Genomic DNA, 16185 nt, shown 5'->3' on the forward strand with positions numbered 1-16185 from the left:
GCTGCAACACCTGGCGGTATGCAGTTGGTTTCGTTCTGGGCGAAGCTGCCGAAGACGGCAAGTGCCGAAGACATCTCACTGGTATTAGGTTCCGGGGTGACAGGAAACAAGTTAAGTGAAAGCGGACAAGAGGCTACCGGATTTATTAATGCAAGTGCCCTGCTGCTCACACCTAAAACCACAGCACCGGCGGGTAATTTAACGAAGATCCCATTCTTCCCCTATAATTTGTCGGTCATCAACTCAGAAGGCAGACTATTGGAACTAAACGACACTATCAACATCGTAATGACCTATGATCTGACCCGGGACAACAGTATCGACAGTGGCGATTTGGAGCATAAGCTTGTGCTTAGAATGACTGATCCCTATGGCGTATCACAGGATAAAGTGCTGACTATAGGCACGGATCTGACAGAAGGAAATAGCAATACCTTCTCGATGTCCTTCAGTAAAAATCTGTACACGAAGCTCAAGAGCGGCACTTACAAATTAACTTTATTTGATGAATTCCAAGGCGAGCGGCAGGAGCTTGGGGGTCAGGTTTTCAACCTGTTCATCGACCGCCAGCTGATAACTAATACGAAAGATGCCAACGCTAAATGATAATGGAAGAAGGGTAATGTGCTGTTCACCATTTAATATAATTATCCACTGTTAATTGAAAGGAAGCCAAAGTGATGAAGAGTACCATTAAGAAAATTATAAAGTGGGTTATTATCACAGCGGTCATCGCTGCCGCAGGTTACTTGTTGTATACAAAGGTTTTTAACAAGGCGGAGGAAGTAGTGGGCGAATTACCGCCGATGGAGGCTATTACTTTTCCGGTCACTCAAGAAACGATTACTCAATCCATACAAGTTAAAGGGACATCCAAATATGAGCACGAGACCCTTGTGTATGCTCCCTTTGCCTCCAAGGTGACAAGCTGGAAAGTAAAGAACGGTGATCAAGTGAAGAAGGGGGAGCTGCTGTATACCCTTGATACCAGCACACTCAAGAATGAAATTGCAACCCAAGAGGCGGCTATTCGCAAGGCGAAGCTGGAAGCTGAACTAAATTCATTTGTAAGCCAGCAGAATGATGAGACGATCACAGTAGGTGCATCCGAAGCAGAACGGTTAAAGAGTTTGGCTACACAGGAGACAGGACGAATTAGCGAAGATCTAAATAATGTGAATGGAGATATTCAAGCGCGGGAGATAGCAGAGAAGAAGAAAAAGATCCAATCGGCGAGTTATCAGGCCCCTTCTTCTGGGATATTCTTGTTCGAAAACAATAGTGAACTCCCACAATTAGTTACGGATAACCAGTATATTGGGAAAATTGTGGATTTGAACAAACTGGCGTTTATAGCCCTTGTGGGGGAACAGGATGTATTCCGCATTAAGGCTGGCATGAAGGTTACCGTCAAAATGACCGCTTCCAAGGATGTTAAGCTGGCTGGAAAGGTGGAGAAAATTTCAAAATTCGCAACAGCTACATCAGGTAAAGAAAGTGCTTCTACTCAACCTCCTCAGTTCGAAGTAGTCATTTCGCTCGAGCCGAATGAGCTCCTGATCGGCGGTCTTAGCTTGAACGGCGAGATTGAGATCATACGTAAAGAAAATGTCACTGTGCTTTCCAACATTGCTGTCATTCATGAAGGAGACCTTTCTTATGTTATGTTGGATAATGGTAACGGGCAAATAGAACGAAAAGAAATAAAAATCGGATTGGAAACAACGGATAAGGTTGAAGTGCTGTCTGGACTGAAGGCTGGAGACAATGTAGTTCTTCAGTAGATTGAGAAAATCATCGGTTAGGAAGCCGACGACGTCTAACCTGGACATTTTGGATGAACGTGAAAAGGTAGCTGTCGTCGGACGCTGATGCTGCGTTAGAATCAAGTTACATAGTTATAGATAGCACAAAATAGATTTTTCTATCCAATATATAAATACAGTTGATGGACTTTGTTTTTCATGCTCTTTCATACTTAAATACATATCAATTCCATCAGAAACATCATGCCATAAATCCGTAAAGACAAAATCATAATTCCCCTTAGCCATATGTTCTTGTGCATATTCAAAGGCATCTGCTTTGATAATCTTTATTTTTTGAGTGTTTTTGAATTGTGGTAATATACATTTGCTAAATAATTGAATAACATCTTCATTGCTTTCAACAATCGTAATACTTTCAACCTGATCTTTTTCTGAGATCATATAGGCATAATAACCAAGCCCCAGTCCAAAAGTAAGCACATTACCAAATGCCTTGGCAACAGCTTCTTTCATGGTTTCTATTTCATTCGGTGTAATGGTCATCCAGATTCTATTATTCTCTAGAATTGCTGGGAATATGAATTCAGTTTCAAAGAAACCAATCTGTGGAATTTGTCTTCCTTCGTGTGTTGTGATTATGTCATTACAAACAAAGACCTCGTAAGGTTTGTATTTTTCATATTTTAGTTCACTATTGCCTTTTTTTATTGTTGGTATCTTAATGTTCTTAAAATACGAATTGTTATAATACTCATTGGCATCCAGTTTATGAGACATCTTATTGAAATATTTGTTGAATAAGTCTGCATCATCAACCTTATCAACAATATCTAGTCCTAAAGCAGCTGCAAATATTACATTAAACGCATATTCGATAGATACACCATATTTAACAATCTCATCAATTTCTTCTTTGCTTATGAAGTCAGGTTTATTATTTAAATAATTGCTTAATAAAGCAAATACTTTGTTATCCTCTTCATTAACTTTGTCTTTTATTGCTTTATTACGCTCCATACCTTCACCTTTTATTTTTACTATAGCATATGGCTGTCAAGTACTAGTGTATATGGTGGCGGAAGTCAATAGCTTTATTTTTGGATAATGCTTTGAACCTTCACTTTATTTCTAAGCTTGTACATGAGTTTGTAAAGCGACTATATTAAATGAGTACTTGTTCATCAAAAATTAATTTATATGAAAAGAAGCGAGGATGCGATGGCAATTCGAAAACTAATGATTAATGTTTTGTTTATCTTTATGGTTGTTAACTCCCTTTTCACCTACAGTTTGTATGCGGCGTCTCCAACTTCCAGTTCATTGGGGGCGTCTTACGGAGGTGAATGGGTTGACAAAGCATTGGTTGAGGTCGAAGATCTCGACGGTACGATAAATCTTACATTTGATAAGAATACGGGCAAAGCTGCTTTAGAGTATTCAGTCTGGGACGAAGAAAACTATACCTTTCAATCAACGGCACCTATTACTGTTAATGAACAGAAACCTGTGAAATTCACCTACGAATACCTGGACTATACCGAGCATGAAAATCCAAGGACTATGCGAGGAGAGGGTATCATTGAATTTAAAACTGGCACAATTGTGCTTAAAATGGGAGGACTTCCCCCGGACATAAACAAAATTTTTGCTCAGCCGCGGACCTTCATTCGTGATCCTTATGCGAACCGGGTTCCAAAGCCTGAGGATGCCATAGCTGTTGTATCCCAATACTGCAAATGCAAAGAGTCCAATCTGGTGAAATTCATTTACCCCGTTGCAGATAATGAAAGCAATAAAAATTGGATTGCTTATGTCGAAGTGTATGTAAGAGGGATTCTCTTAACCGAGTATAAAGTGAATTTGCACACCTATAAGGCAACAGAAATCAAGGATTTATGGTCGCAATCCTCACATTTTGCCAACAAAGTTAAGGTTTCAAAAATCACAGCATCATCCACATTACCTAAATCGAAGGCCGGCTCTTATAGTGCAAATCAAGTAATCGATGGGGATACAGCCACATGCTGGTGCGAAGGGGTTAAAGGGAGTGGAATAGGACAAAGCTTTACGGTTAGCTTCCCCCAAAAAACTGAGGTTAGCAGCTTGAAGGTTTTTCCGGGGTATGGTAAATCCGTCTCCGCTTATCTGGAGAACAACAGTGTGCGCAAAGCAAAAATAACCTTCTCCGATGGAACCTCCGTCATTGCTGATTTCACGAAGGAATCTGTATGGGATCTGCCAAAAGTTAAAGCAACAACCAGCATTACGTTCACCATATTAGAAGTCAACCTAGGCTCTAAGTATAACGATACTTGTGTCTCGGAATTTACCATCTCATAAGAGTATCACTGGACAGTGAATAGTTCTCATAGAACAACTTTTCACTGTCCAGTTACTGACCTAATGACTCTTGATCCAGCTCTCCAGATCATCAATCACATATGTTGGCACATTGCCAGGAACAAGGAATTCATACATCGGATCACCCTTGCCACTTTCGATATAGGCATGATTCAATTCAGGGTAGAGCTTATAGCTTGTATCTGAAAGATCTGACAACGTCTCCTTCCATAGTTCCAGTTCAGTTGAGGCAACCTGTGCATCTCTGCCCCCCTGCAGGATAAGAAGCGGAAGAGGATGCTTGATCAGCACCTGTCCTGGCACATAGCTCTTCAAACTGTTCCACCAGTATGCATTTGGTGTCAACTGAAACGCCGCAGCATGATGCGGATCAAAGTCTGGTTGAAGCACTAGGCCTAACTGTTCTCGATAGATCGCCAGTGTATCCGCTTCTACCTGGTCTTCGGCACTCGCTTCAAAGTAAGTATCAATCTCCGTCAACTGAGGGTTCGGTGATGACAGAATGAAAGCACCGGAAATAGAGTTTGGCTCTGCCTGTGCAACAATCTGTGGTACCATCAACCCACCACGGCTGTGGCCTGCTAAATAGATTCGACTCGAATCGATACCTTCAGTTTTCTGCAAGATGTTGATCGCTGATAACGCAGGATCTACAAACTCTTCTTGCACGGTATAAGTGGAATAGGATTGTGCGTAATGCTCACGAGTAATCTTCTCAGCTCTTATTACTGCTATACCACGACTTGCAAGACCAGCAGCCATATCTTTGAAAGGTTTAACCGCCATAAATGTGTTATCCTGATCCGACTCTCCATCGCCTTGAATCAATACAACCGCCGGATAAGGTCCCTTGCCTTGCGGCATCGTCAAAGTGCCTGGTACAGTATATTTTCCTTCGTTAATAACGACTGCCTTCTCTGTGTAAGAAGAGGGATCTGCATAGTCTGGTAGCTTATAACTGTTTGGAACATGCATATTGACATAAATATCATCTATCAATCCCTGGTTATTATAGCGTATCTCCACATCAAACTTGCTGCCCTGCAGCTCTAAAATTGCTGTTACCACGTGATGCACAGCATTATTCGTCCTATTTATTTCTATGATGGATGCTCCAATAAGCTGGTTAAGCATCATAGTAATAGGAGTCGGGATGGAAGTCTGAACGAGCTTCTGATCAGCATACGCTAGGGCCTCTATCAGTTGTCCCCGTTGCATATTAGTCAGAAAAGCTGCAGTTCTCATTGTTAAATCACTTTGGCTCAAATGGAAATTTTTCGTCTCTGGTACCCAATCCAGCTTCGACTTCATAATGGTATTGAAAAGCTGCTCCGACATATACGTCGTCCCCTGCTTCATTTCAATCTTGCCAGCGTTCTGAACAAGCTTGCCATTCAGCTTGGCAACCAATTTGTTAGCCTGTTGTTGAATCTGCAGCCCACCAGCCCAGTTTATAACCTTGACCGTACGCGTTGTCTCATCCCACTGCACCTTCATGCCCAACTTCTCTACTACTTGTCTGAGCGGGAGCAAGTCATCTGTCTGGCTCGATATGGAATGGGATTGGCTCGCTGCTGAGGCAGAAACCGCATTATGCATTAAGGAAATGCTAATCCCAACTACCATGAAACACTTTAACGTTCTAGCTTTCGTAATCATATGTATTCCTCCTCGAATCAATAAAATCGTCTTGTTTGTTGATCTGCTGTCAGAATACCAAGCGATTATAAGGAAACGATAAGGAATGAATGTTTCGATCAAATAATAATTTCTAAAAGATAGTGGTGATTCAATGAGCCATATTCTAATCATAGACTTCGCTTGTACGGATACCGCTTTAACGGTCATGGCTTATTTACGCAAATCTATTTATCGCATGTTTGCTTGTAACCCGCACTTCCCCAACGATCCTTTTTCATTAATATACACCGTCCTAATTTACAATTAATCACATTAAATAACTTTACAGAATAGTTTACTGCAGCGTCAACTAAATAACTTACTTTACAAACAAGACCTCCCCGGACAGATTGTAAGTAAGGTTGTATACTGAATTACAACCAATAAGCAGCTTAACCCCAATAGTATGAACCAGAAGAGAAGCATTCAGCAGCTTCAGCTTGTAGACGTGAGTCTACAAGCTTTTTTTGTTAAATTTTTTCAAATGGACAAGCTTGCGATAGGGCAATCTGTGAAGTACACTTTCTGTATCCAGTAAAAAAGGAAGTGTTAAACAATGAATGCAGAGATGGTCATGCAGGAGCTTGAGGCGCTCGGCAAGGAACGAACCAAGAAAATATACAGCTCGAATGGCGCGCAGGAACCGCTTTTTGGCGTGGCCACCGGAGAAATGAAGCCTATCTTTAAGAAAACCAAAATAAATCAGCCGCTGGCTGAGCAGCTATACGCGACAGGGAATTACGACGCCATGTATTTTGCCGGCATCATTGCCGACCCTAATGCAATGACGGAAGCCGATTATGACCGGTGGATGGATGCGGCTTATTTTTATATGTTGTCCGATTTTGTAGTTGCAGTAACTTTGGCAGAAGCGGATATTGCGCAAGAGGTTGCCGATAAATGGATCGCGAGCGGTGAGGAGCTGAGAATGTCAGGGGGCTGGAACTGTTACTGCTGGCTGCTCGGCAACCGGCCGGACGATGAATTTTCCGAAAGCAAAATTGCCGGTATGCTTGAGCTTGTGAAAAAAACGATTCATGAATCGCCGGAACGCACCAAATACGCGATGAACAACTTTTTATACACCGTAGCGGTATCCTATCTGCCGCTTCATGATCAGGCTTGTGAGACCGCTAGGGCCGTAGGCCCGGTAGAAGTCAATAAAGATAAGGCCAAAAGTAAATTTATTCACGCTTATGAAAATATTCAAAAGGCAGTCGGCAAAGGCCGGGTTGGGTTTAAACGCAAGCATGTAAGATGCTGACCTTCCGTCTCACCGGAAAAGGAATTGCAGGCTAGTTTCCTTGACCAGTCTGAACTGTACACCGACAGATTTATGGCTATGTATCATTCACCGTTGAAAGGGATGCCCCGCGTACTATGAAATGGCGCGGAGGCATCCCTTTTATGCGGTTATTTGTCGTTTCGGAAGGAAGCGACGTAAGATGAATGGTTGGCGTTTGTCGGAAAATGAAAGTTTTTAATTGTATTTTGGGGAAATGTTCAGAAATTGTCCATACCGGGAATTTACTATTACAGTACCAGGCATCTATACAGTTGGGCACTTGTAGAGGTCAAAGGGACAAGGGGGGGGGGAGTGTAAAGGGGGAATCACGGAAATGAATCGTCTCATTGAGACGCGGCTATCAGTAAAAGAGGGACTTTACGAAATGGAGGACAGTTCACAAGTGAGAAGAAGGAAGTTAAATATCTGGCTAATTGTTATTCTGCTGTTAACGCAGTGGACCTACAGCTTTGGGTTTAATGACCGCGTGTACGCAGAGCCAAAAAATATTGCAGATAATTTGATCACAAGTGTTACTCTGGCTGTGTACACCGATGATAATTACACGGAGACCGTGACGGGAAATGTATATCAGCTTGACTCCTTTACCGAGCTGAACTATACATGGTCGCTTGCTGATGGACATGGGTACGGGGCGGGATCAACATTTGAGTTTGATCTTCCCGGGCAGTTTGAACTTTACAACGATCTGAACGGAGATCTTCTGTTAGAAGGCGAATCCGTCGGCACTTATATGGTCAATAAAGACAACAATCATGTTATCTTCACATTCAATGATTATATTGAGAAACATGACCAAGTGGGTGGAACGTTTACGGTCCAATCCCTTCTCAGCTCGAAGAAAATCCATGGCTCATCCAAGCAGATTCTGACTTTTCCGATCCATGGCGGTACTCAGATCATTGAACTGCAGTTCAAGCCGAAAGCCGGTTCAACTATAGAGAAGAAAGGCACTCCTCTTCCGCAGTTCTACAATCCGACGCAAATTGCCTGGACCGTGGATGTGAACAAGGCATTGGATCATGTGGGAAATGCAGCTGTGAAGGATGACATTCCGGACGGGTTGTCGCTGGATACGGCTTCAATCCTGGTACATGATCTTGATGTGAATCTGGATGGTTCGGTCACAGTGGGCAATATACTTGACAGCAGCAAATATGATCTTACATCTTCAACTCCGGATGAATTGAACTTGAAATTCACAGAGAGTCCGATGACCAAGGCATACCGAATTGAATTCGTTACGGATATTACAAGTGCGGGTGCCGATGCTACCAGCTATGCCAATACTGCAATTTTTAGTGGAGGTAACGGATTCTCCAAGGAATCTACGGTCACTGTAACGGCGGGAAGGGGAAAACCACTGAACAAAATCGCAGCAGGCTACGATGAGGCCAGTCAGACTATTTCCTGGGCGATAGAATACAATTACAATCAAAAGTTGATTCCGGCAAGCAATGCAGTACTGAAGGATTCCTTGAATGCTACCCAGGAGCTCATCCCAAGCTCGCTAAAGGTATTCCCGGTTACGATTGAGTCTAATGGAAAGGTAGTAAAGGGTGGTACGCCGCTTCCTGATACTGATTACACGATAACCACCTCTGTAACTGCAAGCACCTATGATATTGAAATGAAATTTAACAATAACGTTAAGTCTGCCTACCGGATCGAGTATCAGACGAAAGCGAAGAATCGTGTCTTTGACAATGATACGATTACCAATAAAGTGACTTACAATGGAGAAACTGTATCGGCCTCGCAAGGTATAAGTCAGCAAATTCTATTTAAAAACTACAGCAATGTTGATTATTTGAACAAGACTGTAAAATGGACGATTACCGTTAACAAGGATTCCAAAATTATGAACGACCTGATTGTTAAGGATACGTTCAGCAATGCGGGGCTAAAGCTTGTTAAGGGTTCGCTTGTGATTCAACCTATTGGCGTCGGCGCTGCAGTCAGCAATGATGTGGTCTACACAGCACATGATCCTGCAGCTGCGAATGACGGCTTTACCATTACCTTTGATGATCCGATCTCCGAACCCTATGTAATTTCTTATACCACAACATTCAATTATGATTGGCTGTCCGCAGGCAAAGACAGATTTATCAACACTGCCGGGCTGGAATGGTACGAGAATGGAGCAGCGACTCCAAGCGGGAAAACGGTGACTTCTACCTTGAACCCAAGAGGTGAAGTGAAGAACAACGGACTCAAGAACGGTTCTTATGATGCAACTACGAAGAGAATTACCTGGAATATTGGTGCTAACTATAATATGAAGACGCTGGCTAAAGCCGTTTTGGAGGATACCATTGCCGGCGGACAGATTGTTGACATGGGATCGGTTAAGGTCTTCAAATGGGTTTACGGTGCGAATGGGAATCCATCCACAAGCTCCAATGTAAGTAAAGAGGACTATGCAGTAGTAATGGATAGCGGCAAGTTGAAAATAAGCTTTAACAAGGACATCAATTATGCGTTTTATGTTTCCTTCCAAACATCGTTTGCCGACCAGGCTATTGATCTGAATAAGGTTGACAATACGGCTGTATTGTATAACGACACAACGAAGGAGTCCGCAGACTTGAGCGCCTCCGTCAATATCCCTCAAGGGGGAGAATATATCAACAAGACGGGGACCCAAAACGGCAATAAAATTGACTGGTCCATCAATATCAACCGCAACCAATCATTTGTTAAAGATGCTGTGATTAAGGACATCCCGAGTGAAAACCAAATCCTGCTCAGCAGCACATTTCATCTCTACAAAACAACGGTTTCCAGCGATGGAACGATTAGTCCAACCGGGGAGGAACTGGAGAAAGATTCGGATTATACGCTGACTCTTCTAAAAGACAGCGACGGGAAGGAAAGTTTCACGCTGAAGTTTGAGAAGGATATTTCGGAGGCGTACATTCTGAAATACCAGTCGCTGATCACTGCACAAAACAATGAAAAAGTCAGCAACAAAGTAAGCTTCGAAGGTAAAAATGTAAAAGAAATTACGAATGAGAGTAACCAGGAAATCACGGTCAAGCTTTCAAACGGCTCCGGCACAGGCAACGGTGTCAGAGGACCTTTACGCATCATTAAAATGGATTACAGTGATCCTGGCAAGAAGTTAAGTGGTGCAGCCTTTGATCTGTTCCGTGTATTTGATGATGAGATGGTTTGGATCAGTGAGGGTGTAACGGACGCAGAGGGTAAGCTGGAATTCACTAAACTGATCGGGGGGAATTATGCTGTGATCGAAAAAACAGCACCCGGTGGCTATCTGCTGGATACCAAACCTCATAGGGTCACGATTAATTCGACAACAGGCGTAGAGCAACAGATTACCAACAAAAAAGCTGCGACGCCGACACCAACACCAACACCAACACCAACGCCAACACCAACACCGACGCCGACGCCGACGCCGACACCAACACCGACGCCGACACCAACGCCGACGCCGACACCAACACCGACGCCGACACCAACACCGACGCCGACACCAACACCAACACCGACACCAACGCCGACGCCGACACCAACACCAACACCGACACCAACGCCGACACCGACGCCGACACCGACGCCGACACCGACACCAACGCCGACACCGACGCCGACACCGACACCGACACCGACACCAACACCGACGCCGACACCAACACCGACGCCGACACCAACACCGACGCCGACGCCGACGCCGACACCAACACCGACACCAACGCCAACACCGACACCGACACCGACGCCGACACCGACGCCGACGCCGACGCCGATACCGACGCCGACACCAACGGTGGCGCCGACGCCGACACTAACGCCAACACCAACGGTGGCGCCGACGCCAACGGTAGCGCCATCGGCACCGACACCGACGCCAACACCAACGGTAGCACCATCGCCAACGGAACCGGCACCGCCGACACCGGCGGAACCACAGACGCCGACCGTGACACCAACACCAACGGTAGCGCCAACGCCAACGGAATCGGCACCGCCGACACCGGCGGAACCACAGACGCCGACCGTGACACCAACACCAACGGTAGCACCATCGCCAACGGAACCGGCACCGCCGACACCGGCGGAACCACAGACGCCGACCGTGACACCAACACCAACGGTAGCGCCAACGCCAACGGAATCGGCACCGCCGACACCGGCGGAACCACAGACGCCGACACCGACCGTGACACCAACACCAACGGTAGCACCATCGCCAACGGAACCGGCACCGCCGACATCAACGGCGACCCCGTCGGTCGTACCTTCTACAGTACCGTCAGCGGTTCCGACCCAACCTGCCATCACACCTGCTCCGCAGCGGACCGAAGTCAGCACATTGAAAGAAATACCGATCGAAGGGGAAATTCCGCTTGGCGGCGTACCAAGTATCGGAAGTGATCCTGAACATGGGACAATAGTGCTTAAACCTGATGGCAAGTGGAAATATGTGCCTGACCACGGCTTTACCGGAAAAGACAAGTTTACGATTATCATTACCGATGAGGATGGGAACTCCGAGGAGGTCGAGATTGAGATTCTGGTCGATGAAGTGCCTACAGGCACACTGCAAAAGCCTGAAAATCAAGACGTGCCAAACAGGCTGCCTCAGACCGGAGAAGAAAGTCCACTATTGTTTTATTTGACCGGAGTTGTCTTGGTTATTCTGGGTGCAGGACTCTCCAGAAGATATAAGACACGCAATAAATAATCGAGAACTCATTGGAACATACGAAGACACCCAGCTGAAGAGCGGGTGTCTTTGTATGTTTTGTGAGGAAAAGAAGATTATAGCTTTCTTAAATTAAGCTGCTTCCATTCTTCATACCAGTTTGTTATTTCTGCCGGGGGGCCGATGCTGAGATCTCTGTTAAGCAGCTCTGCTAGCAGGTTGTAGCGCTCCTCGACTGCCGCGCGTTCTCCAATGCTGTTATAAACTTTCATTAGTCCGAAATGGGCCTGCTCGAAATAGGGATACATCTGAACAACCCGCTGGTATACAGTAAGCGCCTCGGTGATTTTATCGCTACTGGTGCAGAACTCCGCCATGCCCATTGCATGATGCAGCCAGATGGATCTTAATCGCTGCCGTTCACTTTCCGCCCATAAATAATCATAATCTCCCAGATAGTCTCCTGCATAAAAATCAAATAACCGCTGATGTTCCGCATAATTATCGTGATTAATGGCGGGGAGTGCCTGAATGCCTTTTTCCCACTCCATAACGTCGATAAGTAAGTTGTCTGTCTCTAGGATATATCCTCCTTCGGTACTGATACTGTTGATTTGCAGATCAATTTCAGCTTGTTTCAAACAATTCCGCACCTGGTAAATTGTTGTGTACAGTAAAGTGGAAGCCTTTTTGTATGAGATATTGGGCCATAACATCTCAATGAGATGATTTTTTCCGACGAAACGGTTGCGGTTATGTAGTAAATAGGCGAATAATTCCTGAGACTTTGAGGTGCGCCAGCGGATATTTGGAAGCGGCTGTCCGCAACGTTCGAACCGGAGCGACTGAAAACTACGGATCACGGTTTTATTTTCGTGCTTATCGGCAGATTCCTCAACCTTTTGCTCCTCAAGGCGCTGAATGGTTTTGAGCAATCGCTCCAGCTTTACAGGCTTCAACAAATAGTCCAGCGCATTCAGCTCAAAAGCACCCACAGCATAGTTATTATAGGCGGTCAAAAAGACTATCTTGGTTCGCGGACACTGTATTTGCAGCAGCTCTGCAACCATCATGCCGTTCAGTCCCGGCATTTCGATATCCAGAAATATGACGTCTGGATTCAACTGTGCAGATGCTTGTACAGCCTTGGCCGGATCAGTGTAAGCTCCGACAACGTTAACCATGGGCATTTCGTTCAGCATCAGTTCCAGATTCAGTAGGGCCAGATACTCATCGTCTACAAGCAAAGCTTGAATCATTGTCATTCCACCACCTATTTACAAAATAAGTTGTTTCAGTTAACTTAAAGTTTTTTCGCCACACTGAATGAGACCACAGTCCCTGACTCGACTACGCTCTGGATTCTCAGCGTACTCCCACAAAATCGTTTTAACCGCCGGTCGGTATTTAACAGACCAATACCCGTTCGGCTGTTTGTCTTTATATCTAGAATATGTTTGAGGGTTTCTTCATCAATCCCCATACCATTATCGGAAACGGAAATCTCGACAGCCTGGCCAATATCGGCTACTCTAATTCGTACTTCCCCGCCCTCAGGCCTATTTAATATGCCATGGGTAACGGCATTATCTACAAGCGGTTGAATAGTCAAAGGAGGAATTTCGACTTGTATGTTATCGTCAATCTCCCATACCACCTGAAGCCTGTCCTGGAATCGCTTTTGCTGGATATACAGATAGGAACGAATAAGACTAAGCTCCCGATCAAGTGTTACAAGGCGGTCAGAGTTTTGAAAATCTATGCCAAGCCTAAAATAGTTGGTGAGTTCATCGATTAAATCATCCATTTTTCCCCGATCGATCTTACTGAGAGCAGATACAGCATTAAACGTATTAATCAGGAAATGAGGTTTGATTTGAGCCTGCAGCAATGCAGCTTCCATACGCAATCCTTCATTTACCGATTTTTTGAGATTTGTCAGCGATCTTACTCTGGACTTCAGTTCGGTTGCATTCACTGGTTTGGTTACATAGTCATTTGCCCCGGACCGGAATCCCGCTTCAATATCCTTTTCTCGATTACTGGCTGTTAAGAGAAGGACAGGAAGCTCTGCAATAGAAAAACGTTCGCGAATTCGTGCAGTCAGTTCGTAGCCGGACATTATCGGCATGGTTACATCGGAAATGATTAGGTCCCATACGCCTGTTTCCAGCAGGGCTAGTGCTTCTACGCCGTTGATTGCTGAAAACAGATCATAATGCTCATTCGCAAAAATTGACTTTAGCACATTTAGATTAACAGGATCATCATCAACAATCATCAATTGTATCTTGTCAGTAGGTAAAGTGAGATTTAGCTCTGTGTAAGGAGAGCTCGTGTCGAGAGAAGCTCTAACATCATGGCTTACAGCAGTATTATCTGGAGCTTCAGGTACCAGTGCAGGTAGCTTCCCATCAGCTCCATCTGTATCAAGCTTTAATGTGAAAGTGAAAATAGAGCCGATATTGCTCTCCGATCGTACCTCTATCGTTCCACCATGCATTTCAACAAGCTGTTTGCATATGTTAAGCCCCAGGCCAACTCCCCCCCTGAATGAAGCCGAGTCTAAAGGTGCCTGAACGTACGCCTCGAACACTCTACTTATTGTTTCCGAATCCATCCCCATCCCCGTATCTGCAACCGAAATGCTCGCCCATTCGCCTTTAATTTCGGCATATACTGAAATCTCGCCTGCTTCGGAGTACTTTATAGCGTTATGTAAAAGATTGAACAGAATTTGATTCAATCTGTACTCATCAGCAAATACTGGCGGGAAATCTGCCGGTATACAGTTGACCAACTGAATAGGCTTGCCCTCTATCATAAAGCGAAGCATATCGAGAACACTTGAAGCAACGCCATGTACGGAAATAGCCTCAAAGTTTAAATGAATCTGATTTTCCTTAAGTCTGGCGATATCCAGCAGATCGTTCAGCATATAAGACATACGCCGGCCAACCTTGACCAGCAAATGAAGGTCGTTAGCACTGTTTATCCCCAGCTTGTTCTGTTCTCTGTCGAATACCGACTCTGAGAGGTTAATCATACCGTGCAGTGGATTACGTAGTTCATGGGCCACAGTAAACAGAAACTCGTCCTTTTGTTTGTCCGCCTTTTGCAGTATACCTGCCAGCTCCTGAGCGTCCCGTGACACCCCGATAAAGCGTTTGAACCAAAAGGCTGCAATACAAATCATCGCAATAATAAGGTCGAAAGGATATGAGGGCACCTCAATCCGGGCCTTTTCGTAAATAACAAGCCAAATCATACTGCTGACAGCAGCAAGAGCCGCTAGGAACAGAAAAATATTATCCGAAACCTGCTTGACCGTCGATCTGTACATCACATAAGGAGTAAGCAGGCAAGGAATGAACATTAGAGCGAAATATAGGGTTTCATGACCTTTCACAATATGTAAAGGCAGAAGGCACACCGCCAGAATTGCAACGCAGCACAGGAGCTTGTAGACTTGAACCGCCCGGTTGGGCACCCAAGAAGGAAGCTTGTCCTTAATCAATTGCTGCAAAAAGAACGCACCTGACAGCATAACGATATAGACAATTTTTTGTCCCCAGATATAGGTGAAGGGAAGCCACTTATACAATAACCTTGCATCGGTTAGTAACGTAGCGAAAATAATACAAACTATCATCATTGAGAAAGAAATCAGTTGCTTGTTCCGGACTCCTAAAACATATAACAAAAATCCGTAGAGGGCATGAAGGGCATAAGCCACACAGGCAATCCAGAGCACATTTTCTTTTATTTTTATGTTTTTTCTAAGTGCGTTTTCCAGTCCGAATTCAACGGAATGAACAATCCCGCCACTACGAATTCCGTCAAAATTAGAGACTTGTATGATAAGCTCAATTTCGCTCTGATCTTTTATTGTAAAATACATTGTATACGGTTTTTCTAGTGGTGTGTAGTTGTCTTTGGTCATTCCCGGCTGTCCTGAGTGACCTAGCAGCTGTCGGTTTATGTATACTTCTGACGAACTTTTTATCCGCGTGATGTGGACGCCGTAAGACTCTCCCTTGTCTGGGTCCAGAAGAATCCTCAAGCGGTAAGTACCGGAACCATACTTGCCCTTGCCATATAAATCATCCTTTAAATTCCAAGTAGCCGGAACTTGGATCCATTGGCTTGGTGGTTGAAGTTCAGACAATGAACTGCCATTCCTGAATGGGAGCACACCGGGATAGAATTCCCATTCGCCATTCAGCGGCAGAGAGTGTTCGGTCAGAGAATCCCATCCCCGCAGATCCAGTACCCCTTGTTCCGCAACTGGATAGTCTGCAGCCAGATTATATTGCAGCCATTCCAGACGTAAACCGGTTAAGACGACCATAAATATTGTGGATATTATCCATATTTTAGTTTTCTTCATAATG

The 16185-nt window shown here is 44.6% G+C and carries 8 protein-coding genes and 1 pseudogene; 5 read left to right on the forward strand and 4 right to left on the reverse strand.

Annotation, left to right across the window (positions count from 1 at the left end):
* Positions 1-606 (forward strand): annotated as a pseudogene (locus tag ACAN56_RS19575) (hypothetical protein); the annotation flags it as partial.
* A 74-nt stretch (positions 607-680) separates the two neighbouring features.
* Positions 681-1784, forward strand: coding sequence for an efflux RND transporter periplasmic adaptor subunit (locus tag ACAN56_RS19580; protein WP_379145182.1), 1104 nt, complete (start codon positions 681-683; stop codon positions 1782-1784).
* A 114-nt stretch (positions 1785-1898) separates the two neighbouring features.
* Here ACAN56_RS19580 and ACAN56_RS19585 read toward each other — a convergent pair whose 3' ends face one another.
* A complete protein-coding gene (locus ACAN56_RS19585) occupies positions 1899-2786 on the reverse strand; it encodes a spermine/spermidine synthase domain-containing protein (RefSeq protein ID WP_379145184.1) in 888 nt (295 codons plus the stop codon).
* 201 nt (positions 2787-2987) lie between these two features.
* Between ACAN56_RS19585 and ACAN56_RS19590 the strand changes: the two genes are divergently transcribed.
* A complete protein-coding gene (locus ACAN56_RS19590) occupies positions 2988-4109 on the forward strand; it encodes a discoidin domain-containing protein (protein WP_379145186.1) in 1122 nt (373 codons plus the stop codon).
* A 60-nt stretch (positions 4110-4169) separates the two neighbouring features.
* On the opposite strand, the gene ACAN56_RS19595 is transcribed toward ACAN56_RS19590, so the two are convergent.
* A complete protein-coding gene (locus tag ACAN56_RS19595; protein ID WP_379145189.1) occupies positions 4170-5789 on the reverse strand; it encodes an alpha/beta hydrolase family protein in 1620 nt (539 codons plus the stop codon).
* 577 nt (positions 5790-6366) lie between these two features.
* On the opposite strand from ACAN56_RS19595, the gene ACAN56_RS19600 reads away from it, so the two are divergent.
* Together ACAN56_RS19600 and ACAN56_RS19605 are read left to right on the forward strand one after the other, a co-directional pair.
* Positions 6367-7074, forward strand: coding sequence for a DNA alkylation repair protein (locus tag ACAN56_RS19600; RefSeq protein WP_379145191.1), 708 nt, complete (start codon positions 6367-6369; stop codon positions 7072-7074).
* Between the two features lie 355 nt (positions 7075-7429).
* Positions 7430-11830 (forward strand): collagen binding domain-containing protein, encoded by a 4401-nt coding sequence (locus tag ACAN56_RS19605; protein WP_379145193.1) that lies wholly within the window; start codon positions 7430-7432, stop codon positions 11828-11830.
* A 77-nt stretch (positions 11831-11907) separates the two neighbouring features.
* Here the strand turns inward: ACAN56_RS19605 and ACAN56_RS19610 are convergent, their stop codons facing one another.
* Both ACAN56_RS19610 and ACAN56_RS19615 read right to left on the reverse strand, forming a co-directional pair.
* Entirely contained in the window at positions 11908-13050 is a 1143-nt protein-coding gene (locus ACAN56_RS19610) for a response regulator (RefSeq protein WP_379145195.1), read from the reverse strand.
* Positions 13051-13094: 44 nt separating this feature from the next.
* Positions 13095-16181, reverse strand: coding sequence for a hybrid sensor histidine kinase/response regulator (locus ACAN56_RS19615; RefSeq protein WP_379145197.1), 3087 nt, complete (start codon positions 16179-16181; stop codon positions 13095-13097).
* Positions 16182-16185: the final 4 nt, after the last annotated feature.

The organism is Paenibacillus paludis (genome assembly GCF_042610515.1).
Classification (GTDB): Bacteria; Bacillota; Bacilli; order Paenibacillales; family Paenibacillaceae; genus Paenibacillus_AQ.